This window comes from Bacillus cereus, from assembly GCF_015071065.1.
In the GTDB taxonomy this organism is placed as follows: domain Bacteria; phylum Bacillota; class Bacilli; order Bacillales; family Bacillaceae_G; genus Bacillus_A; species Bacillus_A cereus_BA.
The window spans coordinates 42,492-62,700 of record NZ_VOVA01000006.1 but is presented as its reverse complement, the minus strand read 5'-3'; the positions used below and the strand labels follow the sequence as shown (position 1 = coordinate 62,700).

Genomic DNA, 20,209 nt, shown 5'->3' with positions numbered 1-20,209 from the left:
GGAAAGAAACAACGAGTCAATTCATTTGCTTAGGCTAGGACAACCTCTACCTTACATTTACATATTCGTACCTTACAAAACTGTAAGGTTATTGTAAGCTAAAACGATTTGTCAGATTCTTCATCTCTTCTATACTTAATGTAGATACTAAAACGAACGAAAAGGTGATAAATAGATGAAGAAGAAAAATAAAGTGTTAATTACTAGTGTAGTAGCAATCGGAATTGCAGCTGGATCATATTTTGCTTTAGCTGGCAGTAGTTCAGAAGTAGCCATGGCATATAGCGGTTATAAAGTTACGGAAAAACAAATTGAAAATGCACAAAAATTTGGCGGCGAAGTTATTCCAAATGGAATTGAAACAATTTCATTCGATCCAACAAAAGGCACGTATGAGTTAGCAGTTAAAAAAGGTGATGAAGTAAAAAAAGGTCAGCTTCTGTTTAAATATAATGACCCTACTGCTAAACAAGGTGTAACGGAAGCGGAAATGCAAAAGAAAATCGCACAAAAAGAAGTAACATTGTATCAAAAACAAATTGATGCAGCGAAACAAAAATTACAAAAAGATAAAAATGCAGGCCTTCCTCAGGAAGCATTAAAAGCATCGGAAATTGAAGTGCAACAAATAGAATCACAACTTGAAATGAAAAAGTTTGAAGTAGAAAAAGCCGATGAAATGATTAAAACTGCAAAAGAGAAAGTAAACACTCTTTCTGTAACGAGTCCTGCTGATGGTGTAATTGATGATATCGTGAAAACTGCTGATGAAAAAACAGGTATGAGCGGCATTACACTTCGTCACGCTGGTCCATTTAAAGTAAAAGGTCAACTTTCTGAATATGAGCTTGCTAGTATGAAAGTTGGGCAAGAAGTAACTGTTTCATCAAAAACTGTCGCTGGTAAGACTTGGACAGGAAAAGTAACAGAAATCGGTTCCACACCAGTAAAGAGCATGGACGAAAATAAAACTGTTTCTAATTATCAATTCACTGTCACATTAGATAATAGTGAAGAATTACAAAACGGTTTTCATGTTTACGTAACAAGTAAATCTGGTGAAGCAACTGGTACAATCGTTCCAAAAAGCAGTATTGTGAAAAAAGGTGACAAAAATGTTGTCTTCGTTGTAAAAGATGGAAAAGCGAAAGAACAAGCAGTTACTGTTGAATTCGAGACAGATAGCGAAGCAAAAGTTTCTGGAGTGAAAAAAGGAGAGCAAATTATCTCTAAACCTGAAAAAGACTTAAAAGACGGTGTGGAGGTTGTCGTGGAATGATTAACTTAAAAAGCATCACGAAGTCCTTCCAAAACGGTGCAGAATCCGTTCAAATATTACACGGAATTGATGTAACACTGAACCAAGGAGAATTCACTTCTATTATGGGACCATCTGGTTCTGGTAAATCAACATTAATGAACATTATCGGTTGCTTAGATAAACCAACGACAGGTACGTACGAACTAGCTGGTCAAAACATTTCAAACATGTCTGAGACAGAACTTGCACACGTTCGTAATAAAGAGATCGGGTTCATATTCCAAAACTTCATGTTATTACCGAGACTTACAGCAATGCAAAATGTAGAACTACCTCTTATTTACGCTGGAGTCGATAAAAAAGAAAGACGCGAACGCTCATTAGCTGCTTTAACAAAAGTAGGTTTAGCTGATCGTGCTACTCACTTACCGAACGAATTGTCAGGTGGTCAAAAGCAACGTGTCGCAGTTGCCCGTGCAATCGTAAATAACCCGAAATTCATCTTAGCCGATGAACCAACGGGTGCACTTGATACGAAAACGAGTACACAAATTATGGACCTCTTTTACGAATTAAATAAACAAGGCTCAACAATCATTATGATTACCCATGACCGTGAAATCGGGGAAGCTGCAGCACGTCAAATTGTAATTCGTGACGGAAATATCGTCCAAGATTGGAGAGGTTAATTTTGAACACGAGTGAAAATATACGCATGGCCCTTTCCTCTATCTTTGCTCATAAAATGCGTTCTATCTTAACGATGTTAGGTATTATTATCGGTATTAGTGCCATTATTACTATCATTTCAATGGGTGATGGTACAAACGCAAAGTTTAAAAAAGAGTTAGGCCAAGGAAAAGATACTGAAGTAACGATTTACTATAACAACCCTGACTACGGAACTGATAGTGCCAAAATTACAGCTGATATGCTAAAACGTCTTCAAACTGTACCAGGCGTTAAAGATGTTTATCCAGATGTGAGTATGAAAGTAAAAGCATCTTCTGGTTCAAAAGATGTCTCTCTTGATTTAAAAGGTGGAACAGGCGCCTTCATGACAGATGCAAAAATAAAATTAGTTCACGGTCGTGAATTAAATGATAGTGAATTAAAACAAGCAATTCCTGCTGTTATTTTAAATGAAGAAGCTTTCAACAAATTATTTAATGGTTGGGAATCAAATTTATATACAGACATAAAAGGAAAGCCGTATAAAGTAGTCGGTGTTTATGAAACGAAAAATGATTTCGGAATGGCTATGTCAGAAGGTTATACATCACTTGAAAACGCTCCTGTAATCTCAGGAGTAAATGAGTATGACTCTGTAAGACTAACACTAGTTTCTCCAGCAGAACGTAAAAGTGTAGAAAAACAAGCTGCTTCTGTTTTAAACGAAATGAAAGCTCCTAAATTTGAGCATAAATTTGAGGCCCAAGATATGGGTGAATTTACGAAGCAATTAGACGAATCAATTGGCATGATGAAAATGGTATTCGGTGGTATTGCTGCTATCTCCTTACTTGTTGGTGGTATCGGTGTAATGAATATTATGCTTGTATCCGTAACAGAACGTACACGTGAGATTGGTATTCGTAAAGCACTTGGTGCAACACGCGGTAAAGTATTAACGCAATTCTTAATTGAATCTTGTATTTTAACAGGACTCGGTGGTTTCATCGGATTCATGCTCGGTATTTTCTTCGCTTGGATCGTCTCAATCTTTGCCGGATGGCCACTTGTTATCTCAAAAGAACTTGGACTTCTTTCAGTAGGTATCTCAATGCTAATCGGGATTGCATTCGGTTTACTACCAGCTAACAAAGCTGCAAAACTTGATCCAATCGAATGTTTACGATATGAGTAAATAAAAAATGTAGGAGTTTACACTCCTACGTTTTTTATTTTGTTGAAGGCAAATGCAATTTTATCGACGGTTTGACAAAAATAAGAACCTCTAACTTCTATTATATAAATCTACAGCGATTCGCGAACCAATTAATAACGATATCTCCCCTTCAAATTGTGTTTCTTCTATTATATATGTTTTAAGTTACGAATATCTTTCGAAGTCTTTTTATCATTTAAACTTTCACTTCTTGCTAAAGCTATCATTCAATCATATTATTGCAAAAATAATATGCAATAGAACAAATTCAAGGCGTAATTTTTTCCATACTACAACTTATTTTGTAACAATTATATCTCTATTTCATTAAAATTCACCCTATATATATGACTTCACACACAAAAAGATTATATTTCCATAACTATATTATCGTTCAAGCTGCTAAACACCTCCATTTTGTAACATTACAGAAACATCTCAGTAATATTATCGTTACATTATTAATCTATTAGTAATTAAAAAACTATTGATTTTATGAATCATATGTTCTAATCCCCCAAAAAACGCAAAGAAAGCGCTATCAGGATATTAATGGAATTATTACAGAATATTAATGCCTCGTTACGAATGCTTTGTAGTTTTGTGTTTTCCGCAAATAAGAAAATAATGGTTGCTATAATGAGGTCAACGAAAACAAATGCAATGGAGGCTATTATGAAAAAATTTATGGGCATAGCAACAGCAGCGGTTTTTGGTCTTGGGATTTTCACAACATCTGCTAAAGCAGAAACGATTGTAACAACTGATGTACTAAATGTACGAGAAAACCCAACTACTGAATCACAAGTTGTCGGAAAGTTATTAGATGGATATAAGGTTGACGTTTTACATACAGAAAACGGATGGTCAAAAGTTAAATTAAATAGTGGTAAAGAGGCTTTCATAAGCGCTGACTACACAAAAGATACTTACTACGTAACAGCAAACGTATTAAACGTACGTGCTGGAGCAAATACAGATTCAGAGATTATTGGTAAATTGAAAAAAGATGATGTAATCGAAACAACACACCAAGTACAAAATGATTGGATTCAATTTGAATATAACGGCAAAACAGCTTATGTACACGTTCCTTACTTAACAGGGAAAGCGCCAGTTAAAGTTCAACCAATAGTTAAAGCTGAAAAAGTAACTAAAGTTCAAGATACAGCTAAAGTTCGTGAAGCAGTTAAAGCTCAAGAGGCAGCTGAAGCTCAAGCAAAAACTAAAGCTCAAGAAGCGGTTAAAGCTCGTGAAGCAGTTAAAACTCAAGAGGCAGCTGAAGCTCAAGCAACAGCTAAAGCTCAAGAAGTAGCTAAAGCCGGGGAGACAGCTAAAGCTCAAGAGGCAGCTAAAGCTCAAGAAGCAGCTGAAGCTCAAGCAGCGGCTAAAGCTCAAGAAGTGGCTAAAGCTCGTGAAGCAGCTAAAGCCGAAGAAGCGGCTGAAGCTCAAGCAGCAGCTAAAGCTCAAGAGGCGGCTAAAGCTCGTGAAGCAGCTGAAGCTCAAGCAGCGACTGAGGCTCGTGAAGCAGCTAAAACTCAGGCAGCGGCTGAAGCTCGTGAAGCAGCAGCTCAAGAGGCAGCTAAAGCTCGTGAAGCGGCTAAAGCTCAAAAACCAGCTACACAACAACCTGTTGCGAAAGAAACTGAAACAAGTGCACCATCTTCTTCTCGTGAATTAAGAGTTGAAGCAACAGCTTACACAGCAGACCCACTTGAAAATGGTTACAAAGCCGGAGACCAAGTAAAATCAGCTATGGGTCATAACTTAACAGCTAATCCAAACATGAAACTAATTGCAGTTGATCCAAGTGTAATTCCATTAGGTTCAAAAGTATGGGTTGAAGGTTACGGAGTAGCAATCGCTGGTGATACTGGTGGAGCTATTAAAGGAAATAAAATTGATGTTTTAATGCCAGATAAAGGTACATCAAGTAACTGGGGACGTAAAACAGTTACAGTGAAAGTTTTAAACTAATTACTATATAAAAAAGAGTCAGTCTCAACGTTGAGGCTGACTCTTTTTTATGATTCTTACATTCTTAAATCTATTCCCTTGAATTCTATATACGATAAACTATCATTTCAACAGAAAAAAGAGGATGCCATAGCATCCCCTCCCTATCTTCCCTATTCCACACAAGTAAACTGCGTCCAAGCTCCTACGTAATCTAGTAAGAACAACTCCTCTTCAGCAATTGTACCGACAATATTTTTCCGTTCATCTATCGGCATTTCTTTCAAGATGATTTGTAGCTCACCTTTATATTTTCCGAATGAGTTGTTACCAATTACAACTTGGCCTCTTTCCTGCAGCACACTTTCGCGTACCGGGAAGTCATAGTCTTTATACTTCTTACGTACTTCTGTAGAACGTACCATATATTCTGTTATGTCACCGCGTCTTACGTGTACTTCTTGCAGAGTCGCCCTCTTCTCTACTTCAGTCGCTTCCAATTGATAAATTATCAATTTCTATATCTGATAAATATATCGTTCCTCCCTCGATATACTTTAGTATAACTGAGCGGATGAGAGAAATATGGGGTAACGATAAATATGTGTCCGTCTGCTCATAGTTCTCATGAAACGGAGTATGGTCATACCGCGGTAAACCATATTGTGATAAACAAGAACGAATATTAAATTCTTCTCCCACAATACGTATACCATAATATGGTCTTTTTTCAATTTGTAACTCATAGCGACTACAAATATCCGTAACATCTTTCATAATTAAGTTTACAGTAGATTTACTCACATAAATCTCTTCCGCTAGCTGTGAAAGCTTCACATACCCATCTGTCGTTAAAATACGTTGTAAAATATACGCTACTCTTTCTTCATAAGAAGTGGGAATCTTTTCTGTCTGTTTTTGAAATACATTTACGCAAAAATCTTCAAATTTCTTCGTTTGTATAATTTCTAGTTCGTACCCATTCCCTCTTTGCGATTCGATTTTCGCTCCGTTTTCTGCCAATATATCATTTAATAATTTTATATCTTTTTGAATCGTCTTCGTTGATACATATAAACGGCTCGCTAAAAAAGCTCGATTTAACATCGATTTCTCTTCTAAAAACTCCTCTAAAATAGAAATTAATCGCTGATGCACTTTTGTCATAGCTCTTCCTCTCGCTCTTTATATAAAAGGGAAAAAGCCACTGAAATCAGTAGTTTTTTCCCTTTTTTCCCTTTTATCCCGCTTTCATTATTTCTTTAGCGTAAATCCAAACTTATCCCAGGCTTGTAAATAATCTAATAAGAAGATTTCTTCCTCTACAACTCGGCCAACTACATTTGTTTTTCCTGTATTCACCATATCTTTTAAAGCAATTTGCAATTCACCTTTATATTGACCATACTGTTCATTATCAATCAAAAGATCACCGCGCTTAATTTCGCGCGTATTATGCGGTTTGAACTCTTCTGTTTTATATTTCACACGACTTTGTGTAGAACGAATCATATATTCAGATACATCTCCGCGATAAAAATGAGGTTCGTCTAACACGATAATTCTTTCTAATTCTGTTGTTGTATCATATAGTTCTATATCAAATGTTTGTTTCTCTTTATTTAATGCACCTAGTGCTTGTAATTCCTCTTCTGACGCATAAGCATTTGCAATAATAACATCATCAATTAATTCCGTCGCAAATAAATGCTTCGTCTGTGTTGTCATCGGTAATTCACGATGCTGCTCTAACGTACATAACCCTTCTGTTACTGGCCAAGGTCCATATGTTGCATCAAATGATGAAATAAAAGCAGCTGTTCTCATACCGTAATCTGTAAATTGTTTCGAGCATTTAATGAAATGATCGTATGATAATCCTGAGTAACGGTGCGGATAAAAGTTATGACAACCAATTAAATTTTCACGATTTGGTCTATGACTCATAATGTTATCTACATACTTCGTACCGTTACTCATATTAATCTCAATTTTTAAACCGTACGGGTTGTATGTCATAATCGATTCTTCTAAACCTGAGAAACCGACATCTAAGCGAATACCATAAGCACCTAGTTCATGGAAGAACGATAAATCATTATACGAAATACCTAGTTGTTCAAAAACAGCTGGACTAATATCAACTAATACTTGAAACCCTAATGCATTCGCATGAGAGATCGTTTCCTTAAACTCTTCTATAATTGTCTCTTTTTCACCATCCACAGATAGTAAACATGTGAATACACGTGTAAATCCGTATTTACTTGCTAATGTTAAATATTCCTTATCTTTCTCTACTGTTGAATGTTCTGGATAAATAGAAATACCTAATCGTCTCATATGTACACGCCTCTTTCTTCATCATATTGTAAACCTTTTCAAATATATGTAGTGAAAAAGTATGTATCCCCTTCTCGCCCACTACCATTTGAATCCGCTTTCTTTAAAGAAAAAATAATTTCTATCATTCATAACAACTACTAGTCTATACATCTATACTTTACATCTTTTTTTCATAGTTGTGTAGCCTTTCCACAAATTTGTCAGTTTTCTGCCTTAAAAATTGTTATACGTTTTCAAGGCACCTTCCTTGACTGTTACATTGGCCAATACATATACTCGAAAGAAAAGAGATAAAGTGAAACTTTAATCAGTGGGGGTTTTGTTCATCCCCCACTGATTATTAGCCTTCACCAATCGGGCGTTTACGGGCAGTTGATCTCCCACCTAACTTCTTTGCTCCAGCCGGATTTTGAGGTGGGAGTTTTACTGCCCGGCAAATAGCAGGAAAACTTTTATATAGGGGATGAATATATGGGAGAGGCAGTACTCGTAAAACGAGAACCGTTATGGACAAAAGAGTTTATTGCGCTAATTCTAGCAAACTTATGTATGTTTTTAGGATTTCAAATGTTAATTCCAACTTTACCTGTTTATGTGAAAGAAATTGGAGGCACAAGTTCAAATATCGGGTTCGTTGTCGGCATGTTTACCGTTGCAGCACTTTTTATTAGGCCGCTAACTGGAAATGCCTTGCAAAAATTTAACAAAAAAATCATTTTAATGATCGGTACCGCTATTTGTTTACTCGCTATGGGCAGTTATCTTTTCGCTTCAACCGTTTTCCTATTACTTGCCGTTCGAATCTTACACGGAGCTGGTTTTGGTATTACAACGACTACATACGGAACTGTCGTTTCAGATTTAATTCCGCAAGCTCGCCGCGGTGAAGGTATGGGGTATTTCGGTCTTTCTGGAACTATTGCCATGGCGCTCGGTCCGCTTATCGGACTTTGGCTTATGCAAGCATATAACTTCACGATTCTTTTTTTATGTGCACTTTCATGCACAATAGTTTCATTAATATTAACGAAACTACTTCAAATCAAAAAATCGCCGCAACCACCACAGCAATCACCTGGTACTTTTCTAGATGGATTTATTGAGCGTAAAGCTTTACTTCCTTCATTATTAATATTATGTATTACGTTAATGTACGGAGGAATTGGGAGCTTTATCACATTATTTGCTACGGAAGTCGGGATTGCTGATATTAGTCTCTTCTTTTTATTTAACGCACTTGCAATCGCTGTAACTCGTCCGTTTTCTGGAAGATTATATGATGCGAAAGGCCATACATTCGTCATCATTCCAGGAGTTATCCTTACGTTTACTGGTATTATTTTACTGTCGTATACAACTACAATTCCTAGTTTAATTATTGCGGCAGCCTGCTATGGAAGTGGTTTCGGTGCAATTCAACCAGCACTACAAGCATGGATGATTGACCGAGTAGCACCACACCGACGAGGAGTAGCAACAGCAACATTCTTCTCAGCATTTGATCTTGGAATTGGTGCTGGAGCGATTATTTTTGGATTCCTTGCACACTTTACCAACTATGCAACTGTATATCGATATTCCTCTCTATTACTTATCGCTTTTCTTTTCATTTACATCACAAGCTTACGGAAGCAAAAACAGGGGAATAAAACAAAAGAAAAAGCCGTTGGGTAATGCTAATTGGTTCTCTTTCGAAGTACTTAGACCAAAAAATCATGTATACACATTTGAAAAAAGCAGTGGATTCCTAAAAAAATCACACTGCTTTTTTCATTTTCATTTAATACATTCATTTCAAACCTCCCCATTTCCCCTACATATTTTTCTAACTTTAATCAAAAAATATGCAAAGAACCATTATTATAAATAAGGTGACACTTTACTTAGCGCATCCAATTTGGATAGTTTACCTCTCCTATTTTTACTATCCGCAAATAGTGTGATAAATGTGACTTCTTTACAAACCGATCCGATATATCATCTAAAAAACCAATTAAATCCAGGTGTTTCTTTAAAGATTTGTAAACTTTTTATCACTTTGTAAATTTAGTGTAAATTTTACTGATAAACCGTTTACAGTGCCTCAAGGTTTAGTTAATAATTACATCGTACATGAAATTTAAGGAGTGGAATGCGTGGAATACAATATTCAAGATATGATCTTCCAGTTCATTGGTGGATTAGGTATTTTCTTATTCGGGATTAAATACATGGGCGATGGACTGCAACAAGCAGCTGGAGATCGTCTTCGCGATATTCTAGATCGTTTTACAACAAACCCTCTTATGGGTGTACTAGCAGGTATGTTAGTTACAGTATTAATTCAATCAAGTTCAGGAACAACCGCTTTAACAGTCGGACTTGTAAGTGCCGGATTTATGACATTAAGACAAGCAATTGGTGTTATTATGGGTGCGAACATCGGAACGACAGTTACTGCATTTATTATCGGAATTAAAATTGGAGAATACGCTCTTCCAATTATGGCGCTTGGAGCAATCTTACTATTCTTCTTTAAAAATAAAAAAGTACATTCTTTAGGTCAAGTTATATTCGGTTTTGGTATGTTATTCTTCGGTTTAGAATTAATGAGCTCAGGTATGAAACCTCTTCGCTCTTTAGAATCATTCCAAGAATTAATGGTTAGCATGAGTGATAACCCAATCTTAGGAATCGTTGTTGGTACAGTCTTCACTTTAATTGTACAAAGTTCAAGTGCGACAATCGGTATTTTACAAGAATTATTCGGTCAAGGTGCAATTGATTTACAAGCTGCCCTTCCTGTATTATTCGGTGATAACATCGGTACAACAATTACAGCTATATTAGCAGCAATCGGTACTTCTATTGCAGCAAGACGTGCAGCATTGGTTCACGTTATCTTTAATATTGTCGGTACAATCATCTTTACAATTTTATTAGTACCATTTACAAGTTTAATTCAATATTTCCAAACATCATTAAACTTAAATCCAGAAATGACAATCGCATTTGCACACGGAACATTTAACGTAACAAATGCAGTTATTCAGTTCCCATTCATTGCAGCATTAGCATGGATTGTAACAAAAATCATTCGCGGTGAAGATGCTGCTATTGACTTTAAACCACAGCATTTGAATCCGATTTTTATTGAACAATCTCCATCCATTGCACTAACAGAAGCACAAAAAGAAGTGATTCGTATGGCTGAGTTTTCATTACACGGATTAAAAGAAGCAAACCAATTTTTAAATACACAAGAAAAGAAACACGCGGATATGGCTACTCAATTAGAAGCAGCTATTAACAATTTAGATAAAAAAATTACCGAGTATTTAGTTTTACTATCAGAAAAACCACTTTCACATACAGACTCTGAAAAGCATTCAGTTCTAGCAGGTGTTGTTGGAGATATTGAACGTGTCGGTGATCATGTAGAAAACCTTGTAGAACTTGTAGATTTCCAAATTTCAAACCGCGTTTCACTATCAGATGAAGCACTAGCTGAACTAAATGAAATGCTTGAATTAACAATTTCAACATTACAAGACGCAATTGGAGCTTTAACAAACTTCGACATTGAATTAGCACAAACAGTTATTGCAAAAGAACGTAAAATTGACCAAATGGAACGTGTTCTTCGTAAACGTCATGTATTACGTCTGAACGAACGTAGCTGTTCAGGTGATGCAAGCATCATTTTCGTTGATATGGTAAGTAACTTAGAGCGTATCGGTGATCACGCTGTAAATATTGCTGATGGCGTTTTAGGTGAACAAGGAAAAGTAAATTTAAAACAATCATTATAATAGGAAAGAGACGCTAATTTGAGCGTCTCTTTTTTCATTTCATCTTTATAACCGTTCTTCCTTTTAACTTTCCTTGCAGTATAAGTGCAAACTTCTCATCTAATTCTTCTAATGTACATTCTTCTGTATAAGATAATAGCTCTGAATTTTTCCACTCACCGGCTAGCAATGTCCACACTTCTCTTCTCACATCCACTGGACATTGAACTGAATCTATTCCTAAAAGGCTAATCCCTCGTAATATGAATGGGTATACAGTTGTATTTAATGTATGTCCTGCTACGTTACCACACGTCGTTACACAGCCTCCATACTTAACCACCTTTAAAGAACTTTCTAACATGTTTCCGCCTACAGTATCGATAACACCTGCATATATTCCTTTAAGCATCGCTCTTCCTGATTCATCACTCAATTCCGCGCGGCGAATCATCTTTTTTGCACCTAAACGTAGCAGCATCTCTTTCTCTTCCATTTTCCCTGTTGCCCCTACTACGCTATATCCTAGCCTTCCTAAAATACTAACTGCTACACTACCTACTCCGCCCGTAGCACCCGTTACTAAAACATCTCCCATACTAGGCGTAATTCCTAATGCAATGAGCTTATATACCGATAAGGCAGCTGTAAAACCTGCTGTCCCGTACATCATACTTTCCTTCAAAGACATTCCTTTTGGTAAAGGCACGACCCAAGATGATGGCACGCGAATATATTCTCCGAAACCACCAGAAGTATTCATGCCTAAATCATATCCCGTTACAATGACTAGATCTCCTTCCTTAAAGGAGTCATTTCCACTACTAACAACTTCTCCAGCTGCATCGATTCCAGGTGTATGAGGGTATGTTCTCGTTACACCTTTATTACCAGTAGCTGAAAGGGCATCTTTATAATTTAATGAAGAATAATGAACCCGTATTAGCACATCTCCTTCAGGTAAACTATTTATTTTTCTTTCAACAAAATTTCTTTCAAATTGATTATTTTCCTTTTCTTTCACGACAATTGCTCGGAATGATGTATGATTCATTACGCTCTCTCCTTCATCCGTAAATTCTTTCTTTATTATATAAGAAATATCCATAAATCTATTCGCTTCTTCTTGGCTATATTTCAACAAATCTTACTTCTCTATCACTTTCTCACAATACATATTTTCATTTCTACTAAAACAACTTATACTTATCCTACATTCTAAAAATAAAATATAGAAAATCTGACTTTTTATAAATAAATTGAATTTTTACGAAATGTAAATGATTTGTAATGTTTTTTTTCGCTAAATTTCATTATAATAAGTGGATATGAGTGTCGTATTTCAATCCAACTGAAGGAGTACAAGAAATGGAGCAAAACCCATCTTTGCAAGAAAATACACGAAGTACATCGAAAAAAGGTAAGAAAAAAACAAAAATTATTATAAGCGTTATTTTATTCTTTTTAATAATAGGTGGCGGTTATACTTGGTTTTTAGTAAATAAAGCATCTTCTGCTATTCGAAATGCCGCTCACGATTTAGCGCGCGGTGATAAATCTGATTTACGTGATAAAGCTGTAAAACCTATTACGAATAATGTCTCTGTCTTAATAATGGGTGTTGATGAAAGTGATGTCCGTGGGAAAGAATATGGTGACGCTATAAGAACGGATGCATTATTACTTGCAACGTTTAATAAAGATAGCAAAACTGTAAAACTATTAAGTATTCCACGAGACACATATACTTATATTCCAGTAGAAAAGAAAAAAGATAAAATTACACACGCTCATGCATTTGGTTCTACTAAAAACGGAAAAGATGGTGGACCACAAGCTAGTATTGATGCAGTTGAAAAATTAATGAATGTTCCCGTCGATTACTTTGTAAAATTTAACTTTAAATCATTCATGAAAATCGTTGATGATTTAGGCGGCATTGAAGTTGACGTACCAGTTGAGTTTACTGAACAAGATAGTAATGATAACGCCGATGCAATTCACCTGAAAAAAGGTGTTCAAAAGTTAAATAGTGAAGAAGCTCTTGCTCTTGCTAGAACACGACACGTTGATAGTGATGCGATGCGTGGTCAACGTCAGCAACTCGTTATCGAAGCCATTTTAAAGAAACTAACAAGCGTTGGATCCGTAACAAAAGTTGGTAACATAATTGATGATATTAACGGACAATTCGTTACAAACTTAACATTCGACGATATGCTTTCATTCTATAAATATGGAGCAGATTCTTCAATTGAGAAATTACAAATTGAAGGTGAAGACTGTTACATGGCAAAAGGTGATGATACATGTAGTAAGTCATCTGGTGGTGGCCGAACTTACTACTACAATCCAGATAAAAAAGAATTAGCTAATGTTACAAACGAACTTCGTAGTCACCTTGGACTACCTGCATATACAAAATCAGAATCTGATTCTGATTCTGATTCGAAAAAAACAAGCTCAGAGAAAACAAAAGAATCTAAGTCTGAAAATACGAGTGAACGCGAATCAAGTAACAATGAAACTCAAAATAAGAATAAAAATAACAGTGAAGATACAGAAACATCGTCTAATGACAATGAATAAAGTGAAGCAGTGCTCTATGGAGGTAGAGCACTGCTTCTTTTTAATGCTTTCAAAACAAAAAATCAGAACTTTCCAACTATCTTTTTTAATATTTTTAAATTATAATAAATAATAGTAATCTATTCCAATTACCAGGGGGCTCACACATATGAAAGCTGCAGTAAAACATAACATTTCAGATTTTAAGGACTACTTAAAATCAAACGATATATACATGGAAGAAAATATAGATGAAAATGATGGTTCTGTACATTTCTCAGTAGGACTAGAAACAGAAGCTGGCGCAAAAATTCAACTTATCGCTGCTTTCCAAAACGAACATCCTGCTGTGGATATATACTGCTTCAATGTTGCTCTTGTACCTGATTCAACATCAAAAAATGACATTTTACATGTCATCAATGAATTAAACACATCTTATCGATTTGCAAAATTCACGCTAAACAAACAAAATGCAATTGATATTTCAACATCTCTTGCATTCTCAGAACCAAACTTTAATCCCGCTCTTGTCTTTGAACATACGAGAATGCTATATAAATTAGCGAACGATGAATATAAGAACTTAATGCAAGTTATTTGGGCGTAAATAAAAAGATGGTGCAGCAAGCAGCACCATCTTTTTATTTTGATATCATATCAACCCACATCTTTATCGCAGTGCCTACAATTAAAGTAGACAATACATATTGCAAAATTTTTTGATTCACTCTTTTCCCTACTTTCACCCCAATCGGAGCGGCAAACAAACTTGCTACCGCAACGATAAGAGCTGGGATAACAACTACTTGTCCGGTAATCACTTTCCCAGTAGTAATTCCTATCGAGGAAATAAAAGTAATAGCGATAGATGTTGCTATTGTCGTACGTATCGGTAGTTTTAAAACAACTAGCATAATCGGGACTAAGAGAAATGCACCACCAGCCCCAATAATGCCGGAAACACTGCCCACAATAAACGCTAATAAACTAGCTAGCCATTTATTATACGTAATTCCCTCTGATCCCTTATGATCGCTTCGCTTCGGTATAAACATCATAATAGCCGCAATAGTAGCTAGTAATGTGTAAACAACGTTTACAGCATGCTCATCTAATAGATTCGCACTAAAGCTACCTACAAAGCTTCCTATTAATATACTAGCCCCCATATACACAACTAACGTTTTGTCCATATCATTACTTTTCCGATGTGCCCATGCACCTGCAAAAGTTGCAAAAAACACTTGAATCGCTGTAATACCACTCACTTCATGTGATGTATATCCAGCAAATCCTAGCAATACTGGAATGTATAAGATCATCGGATAATTAATAATTGCACCGCCAATCCCAACCATTCCTGAAATAAACGACCCTATAAACCCAATAATAAAAAGTAGTACTGTTAAACTCATATTGTATCCCCCGCCTTCTAAAAAGAAGGTAATTTAAATAAACAAATTCACATTCCCATCCGAAGCATCTGCTAAATATGCACCTACTCCAGCAAACTCTACCCCTTCCATAATCTCTTCCTCTTTTAACCCTAATAAATCTACTGTCATTTGACAAGCTACAAGCTTAACTCCTTGCTCTCTCGCCATATCAATTAAATCTGGCAAAGGCATCACATTATGCTTTTTCATAATACCTTTAATCATCTTTGGCCCCATACCAGCAAAATTCATTTTTGATAATCCCATCTTATCAGCGCCGCGCGGCATCATCTTTCCGAACACTTTCTCTATAAAAGTTTTCTTTACTTTCACATGCTCATCTTTCCTAAGGGCATTTAAGCCCCAGAAAGTATGAAAAATAGTCACCTCATGATCGTACGCCGCGGCACCATTTGCAATAATATATGCTGCCATCGATTTATCATAATCTCCACTAAATAAAACAATTGTCGTTTTTTTCTGTTTTTCCATGTTGTTCTCCTCCTAATTACCTATAGGGGTATTTTAAAAATTGTAAAAAGGCTCAAATTATCTGGCTACACCCGATACTATCTTCCCCTTACAAAGCGTTCATACCGCCTGAAACATTTATAACGCGCTGAAATCCCAATTTCTTTAATACTTTTGCTGCTTGTTTACTTCTCACCCCGCTCTGACAAATAACTATTACTTCCTTATTTTTATCTAACTGATTTACTTTACTAGCTAACTCATTTAGCGGGATATTCTGAAATCCCTTCATATGATTTCCTCTATATTCACCTACTGTACGAACATCGATAAATTGTTTTCCCTTTTTTCCCGCTATACTCTTTAATTCTTTTCCATTTATATTTTGAACACCTTTCACCGGTAAAAAACGTGAAATAACAAACCATGCAGCAAGTACAATGAACAGCGTACTTAATATTGTATTCATATAACCACCCTCTCCGCATTTACAAAACTAGTTCTTCCCTATGCCTTCTTAATCCAAAACTTCAACACATTGTCTTCTTCTATATGCTTTACTATTTCATGACCACCTGTTTTTGACCATGCTGGAATATCCTTTACCGACCCTTTATCCGTTACATGTACTTCTAACACTTCTCCAGATTGTAAAGTATCCATCGCTCTCTTCGTTCTTACAATCGGCATTGGACATGCTAAACCTTTCGCATCTAATACTTGTTTTATATTCATCATCTATACCTCCATTTTTTGTTTATCCCGCTATTTGTGGGCAGTAAACGCCCGATTGGTGAAGGCTAATAATCAGTGGGGGATGAACAAAACCCCCACTGATTAAAGTTTCACTTTATTTCATTATTCATGAACTGCACAACGATTTGGACCAATCTCCATTTCACGCTCTTCTTCCATACTCGGATGGATTTTCCCCATATTCGTTTGGCGAATTTCTTGATAAGCATTCGGCTGAGGTGGTAAATTCTCTGTTACGATTTTACGAAATTCATCCGCACATTCAATATTTAATCCTGCATTAGACTCAAATAATTCCTTTAAGTTAGCACTTACAATACCATTCTCATCTATTTCACTTACTTTTGAATAATGAGCCGGTAAAACAATTAACTCTTGAGATAGTTCCTTATAACGTTTATATAACGTATTTCGTAAATCTCCTACCCAGTCTTCAGCCTTCCCGGCGAGATCTGGACGACCAATTGAATCTACAAATAAAATATCTCCTGATAATAAATACGTATTATCTACAATAAATGACGTACTCCCAATCGTATGCCCTGGTGAATATAGCAAATCAATATTAATTCGGGTACCCCCTACCGTAATAACAGTGCCTTCTACTAGCGGTTCATAAGAGAAAACAACTTCCTCCGCATCTTTTGGAGGTAACCAATACGTACCACCTATCTTTTCAGCTAACTTACGCCCACCAGAAATATGATCTGCATGTAAATGTGTATCCATTACGTTAGTAATAGTAACTCCGTGTTCTTTTGCAAAATCTTCGTATGCTTCAATCGTTCTTACCGCATCAATGACTGCTGCTTCACCGTTTGAAACTACCATATAAGATAAACAACCTTTTCCAAGACGATTAAATTGATATATACTTCCCCCGCCCTGTACATCTCCTACTTTTAACGGCTTCACATATTCACTCCAAGCTTTCATACCACCAGCTAAATAGTAAACATTATTGAAACCAGCATCTAACAATTGCTCTGCGACAAACTGAGAAGAACCCTCTTTCGCACATACAACTAAAATCTCTTTCTCTCTCGGCAATTCATCTACAATATGTTCTACACCATCTAATAAATCAAAATACGGTTTATTCATTGAAGAAATTTGCTTTCCTTCAATTTTCCAATCTTCATAATCCACTTCATTACGAACATCTAAAATAAACAACTCTCCAAATAAAACTTTCTCTGCTATTTCTTTTGCTTGTAACGTTTTAACACTCATTTCATTACCCCCTGAGGTATATTTATATTTAAAAAATTTTATTTTTCTATATCTCCTTGCCACTCTAACATACCTGGAATGACATTTCTCACGTTTGAAAAACCTTTTTCTTTCAACATTTGGCATGCTATATCACTACGGTTACCTGTTCGGCAAACAACATAAATTGGATTCGCATGATCTAACATAGCGCTATCCAATTCACCTAACGGCACCGAAATTGCGGATGGAATATGACCAAAGGCAAATTCTGCTGCTTCGCGAACATCTAGTACAGTGCACTCTTCACCACTTAACAATATATTTTGCAATTCCCCATTCGTAATTGTATGAGGATACTTTACAACTTCATTCATTTCATGTTCGTGTGCTTTTCTTACATAATGCTTTAATATGTCTCCCTCTTGTTTCGTTCCGATATATTGATGCCCTACTTTACTTGACCAACTTTGTATATCTAACGTCGATCCTTTATCCGTTGCCTCTATTTCAATAACTTTCCCTGATACCAACCCTTCCATCGCCTTTTTTGTCTTCACAATTGGCATCGGACAAGCCAAACCTTTACAATCTAAACTCATATCAACTTTTATATTCATAATCATTTCCTCCATAATCAGCATACGTATACCTGTAGGGGTATATTAAAATGTTTTTGAAAATCTGTCAACACATATGTTTGACAGATTATCGGCTTTTTACTAGTAATTGAACAGCTTCTTTAATTAAATCTTCATTTGAGCCATTGCCACTTTCAAACTGTTCACGCAAACATTGCTCTAAATTTGTTCCCACAACGAGTCCAATTGTACGATCTAGCGCAGAACGGGATGCAGTTAACTGTGTAATAACATCTCGGCAATCTTTTCCCTCTTCCATCATGCGAAGCACACCACGAACTTGACCTTCAATACGTTTCAATCTATTTTTCATATCTTGATTGTATTCCACTATAGACCACCTCCGTAATTATAACTATATTATACATTACTTTGTAACTTTGTATAACATCATATACCCTTTAGGGTATATTGTAAAGTTTTTAATTTTAAGCCTATAATTTATACTTTCTAACCATATAAAAATAGACCGAATCAACCATATGACGGGTTTCGGCCTATCCTTATTCATTAATTTACGTTAATCGTTATTAATTCAGCTACATTTCTATCATTAATCACAATCGCTTTTTTCTCATTATTCGGCAGTAAAATTATATACTTCCCTTTTCTGGGAGTCTTCCAAATGAATTTTCCTTCTTGATTAGTCTTCCCTATCGAAATTACGATTTCTTTGCTAGGCCCAGGTGATTCATCTTTTATAAGCATAATTTCAAAATCTTTTATCGGTTGTTTCTCTTTATTCTGAACATAGAAAGTTATAGGATTACCAACCTTACTAACATTCTCCTCATTATTTGCTATACAACTAGACATCAAGATTATGACCAATATACAAAACAAAATCCCAATAGACTTACTATATTTATTCAGACCATTTTTTAATATTATTAAAAACATCGTCTGTTATCCGATTTCCAGAATTCATATTTTTATTTCCTCTTGTATGAATGGCTATTATTCTGACACCCGTATCAAAATAATGGTATACAGGTGATCCACTTTGCCCCTCATAAGTATCAATCCTATATGTTAAAATTCTAGGGTTAACGCCTTCAATTGGACCATAGTCTCTCCACATTGTGTAACGTTCATTTCCTACTTTATCAGCTGGATATCCAGGAATCACCGCAAGTAAACCTTTTGGTGAATCTACATAGGTAGTTCTATATCCCAACCAACCTGTATAATCTCCGGGAGACCCATTTAATTTAATCGTTCCATAATCATAATCTGAATTTCCATTATCAGTCCATCCACTTACTGAGTAAAGTTTTGTTCCTTTAAAAGGTAAATACGGTGCTTGTCCTCCATTACGACCTGGAGTTACAATAACATTTGTCGCCCATCCACCAATTTCTTTATTGTAAATACAATGTCCAGCTGTAAGCACTGTATCTTTACTAATTAGTGCTCCTGTACACCCATAAATTTCTCCATTATTATACTGAGTTGCTACATGGACTATAGCGCTATACGGATATGAAGTTGTATCATTGACCCGTATTCGATCATCTATTCCTATAACAGAATAGGTAAGAATATTAGGTGAATAATTTAACTTAGTATTTTCCAATAAATATCCCCAATCTTCCCTACCATGTTTACGCCCTTCAAACGAAGGCGAAACAAGATCTTCTCCTCTTAGATCATTACTATACAAAGATTGTTCTTGAAAAAGTACTCTTTCTCCCTCATTCGAAACTGATGTCCAAGGTACATCTTCTGCATATACCTTCTGATTCACCCAAAATACCATATAAAAAAAGATAAAGAGAACACCAAAACTGTAAAGAGCCAATCTACATCTTATAGAAATAAAGCTATACACTTTAATTTACCTCCTATATAAATGATAGCGAACAATTGAGGATCCCCTTTATAAATTCTAATTTTTCTTT

General features: G+C 35.8%; 19 protein-coding genes and 2 pseudogenes. 8 read left to right on the top strand and 13 right to left on the bottom strand.

The window, feature by feature from the left end; all coding sequences use genetic code 11:
- Positions 1–175: 175 nt before the first annotated feature.
- The 4 genes from FT637_RS17200 to entC all read left to right on the top strand — a co-directional run bounded on the left by FT637_RS17200 (position 176) and on the right by entC (position 5,126).
- Positions 176–1,279 (top strand): efflux RND transporter periplasmic adaptor subunit, encoded by a 1,104-nt coding sequence (locus FT637_RS17200; RefSeq protein ID WP_193647326.1) that lies wholly within the window; start codon positions 176–178, stop codon positions 1,277–1,279.
- Positions 1,276–1,950, top strand: coding sequence for an ABC transporter ATP-binding protein (locus FT637_RS17195; protein WP_193647325.1), 675 nt, complete (start codon positions 1,276–1,278; stop codon positions 1,948–1,950). The genes FT637_RS17200 and FT637_RS17195 overlap by 4 nt, the downstream gene beginning before the upstream one ends.
- 26 nt (positions 1,951–1,976) lie before the next feature.
- Positions 1,977–3,128 carry an ABC transporter permease gene (locus tag FT637_RS17190; RefSeq protein WP_413773234.1) on the top strand — a complete coding sequence of 384 codons (1,152 nt, stop codon included), beginning with the start codon at positions 1,977–1,979 and terminating at the stop codon, positions 3,126–3,128.
- Positions 3,129–3,701: 573 nt separating this feature from the next.
- Positions 3,702–5,126, top strand: a complete 1,425-nt coding sequence (entC, locus tag FT637_RS17185; RefSeq protein ID WP_193647323.1) for a cell wall-binding protein EntC — start codon at positions 3,702–3,704, stop codon at positions 5,124–5,126.
- A 152-nt stretch (positions 5,127–5,278) separates the two neighbouring features.
- Here entC and FT637_RS17180 read toward each other — a convergent pair.
- From FT637_RS17180 to FT637_RS17170, 3 genes and pseudogenes are all read right to left on the bottom strand, one after another.
- Positions 5,279–5,602 (bottom strand): annotated as a pseudogene (locus FT637_RS17180) (phospho-sugar glycosidase domain-containing protein); the annotation flags it as partial.
- A 1-nt stretch (position 5,603) separates the two neighbouring features.
- Positions 5,604–6,272, bottom strand: a pseudogene (locus tag FT637_RS17175) (BglG family transcription antiterminator); the annotation flags it as partial.
- A gap of 87 nt (positions 6,273–6,359) precedes the next feature.
- Positions 6,360–7,448, bottom strand: a complete 1,089-nt coding sequence (locus FT637_RS17170; protein WP_193647322.1) for a DUF871 domain-containing protein — start codon at positions 7,446–7,448, stop codon at positions 6,360–6,362.
- Between the two features lie 474 nt (positions 7,449–7,922).
- Here FT637_RS17170 and FT637_RS17165 point away from each other — a divergent pair, with 474 nt between their 5' ends.
- Together FT637_RS17165 and FT637_RS17160 are read left to right on the top strand one after the other, a co-directional pair.
- A complete protein-coding gene (locus tag FT637_RS17165; RefSeq protein ID WP_193647321.1) occupies positions 7,923–9,125 on the top strand; it encodes an MFS transporter in 1,203 nt (400 codons plus the stop codon).
- Between the two features lie 461 nt (positions 9,126–9,586).
- Positions 9,587–11,242, top strand: coding sequence for a Na/Pi cotransporter family protein (locus FT637_RS17160; protein WP_193647320.1), 1,656 nt, complete (start codon positions 9,587–9,589; stop codon positions 11,240–11,242).
- A 34-nt stretch (positions 11,243–11,276) separates the two neighbouring features.
- Here FT637_RS17160 and FT637_RS17155 read toward each other — a convergent pair whose 3' ends face one another.
- Positions 11,277–12,275, bottom strand: coding sequence for a YhdH/YhfP family quinone oxidoreductase (locus tag FT637_RS17155; protein WP_193647457.1), 999 nt, complete (start codon positions 12,273–12,275; stop codon positions 11,277–11,279).
- Between the two features lie 314 nt (positions 12,276–12,589).
- Between FT637_RS17155 and FT637_RS17150 the strand changes: the two genes are divergently transcribed.
- Both FT637_RS17150 and FT637_RS17145 read left to right on the top strand, forming a co-directional pair.
- Positions 12,590–13,810, top strand: coding sequence for an LCP family protein (locus FT637_RS17150; RefSeq protein WP_193647319.1), 1,221 nt, complete (start codon positions 12,590–12,592; stop codon positions 13,808–13,810).
- Positions 13,811–13,958: 148 nt separating this feature from the next.
- Positions 13,959–14,399 carry a hypothetical protein gene (locus FT637_RS17145; RefSeq protein ID WP_193647318.1) on the top strand — a complete coding sequence of 147 codons (441 nt, stop codon included), beginning with the start codon at positions 13,959–13,961 and terminating at the stop codon, positions 14,397–14,399.
- Positions 14,400–14,433: 34 nt separating this feature from the next.
- Here the strand turns inward: FT637_RS17145 and FT637_RS17140 are convergent, their stop codons facing one another.
- The 9 genes from FT637_RS17140 to FT637_RS17100 all read right to left on the bottom strand — a co-directional run bounded on the left by FT637_RS17140 (position 14,434) and on the right by FT637_RS17100 (position 20,067).
- Complete coding sequence (locus FT637_RS17140; protein WP_193647317.1) at positions 14,434–15,207, bottom strand: sulfite exporter TauE/SafE family protein; 774 nt, start codon at positions 15,205–15,207, stop codon at positions 14,434–14,436.
- 33 nt (positions 15,208–15,240) lie between these two features.
- Entirely contained in the window at positions 15,241–15,720 is a 480-nt protein-coding gene (locus tag FT637_RS17135) for a DsrE/DsrF/DrsH-like family protein (protein ID WP_193647316.1), read from the bottom strand.
- A gap of 88 nt (positions 15,721–15,808) precedes the next feature.
- The gene (locus tag FT637_RS17130; protein WP_193647315.1) at positions 15,809–16,168 is read right to left on the bottom strand and encodes a rhodanese-like domain-containing protein; all 360 of its coding nucleotides are present in this window, start codon (positions 16,166–16,168) and stop codon (positions 15,809–15,811) included.
- A gap of 38 nt (positions 16,169–16,206) precedes the next feature.
- Positions 16,207–16,437, bottom strand: a complete 231-nt coding sequence (locus FT637_RS17125; protein WP_193647314.1) for a sulfurtransferase TusA family protein — start codon at positions 16,435–16,437, stop codon at positions 16,207–16,209.
- A gap of 120 nt (positions 16,438–16,557) precedes the next feature.
- Positions 16,558–17,688, bottom strand: a complete 1,131-nt coding sequence (locus tag FT637_RS17120; protein WP_193647313.1) for an MBL fold metallo-hydrolase — start codon at positions 17,686–17,688, stop codon at positions 16,558–16,560.
- Between the two features lie 38 nt (positions 17,689–17,726).
- The gene (locus FT637_RS17115) at positions 17,727–18,287 is read right to left on the bottom strand and encodes a sulfurtransferase TusA family protein (RefSeq protein WP_193647312.1); all 561 of its coding nucleotides are present in this window, start codon (positions 18,285–18,287) and stop codon (positions 17,727–17,729) included.
- 88 nt (positions 18,288–18,375) lie between these two features.
- On the bottom strand, positions 18,376–18,639 hold the full coding sequence (locus FT637_RS17110) for a metal-sensitive transcriptional regulator (RefSeq protein WP_070140967.1): 264 nt from the start codon (positions 18,637–18,639) through the stop codon (positions 18,376–18,378).
- 179 nt (positions 18,640–18,818) lie between these two features.
- Positions 18,819–19,208 carry a DUF2606 family protein gene (locus FT637_RS17105; protein ID WP_193647311.1) on the bottom strand — a complete coding sequence of 130 codons (390 nt, stop codon included), beginning with the start codon at positions 19,206–19,208 and terminating at the stop codon, positions 18,819–18,821.
- Entirely contained in the window at positions 19,174–20,067 is an 894-nt protein-coding gene (locus tag FT637_RS17100; RefSeq protein WP_227493848.1) for a trypsin-like serine peptidase, read from the bottom strand. Before FT637_RS17100 ends, FT637_RS17105 begins: the two co-directional genes overlap by 35 nt.
- Positions 20,068–20,209 lie beyond the last annotated feature (142 nt).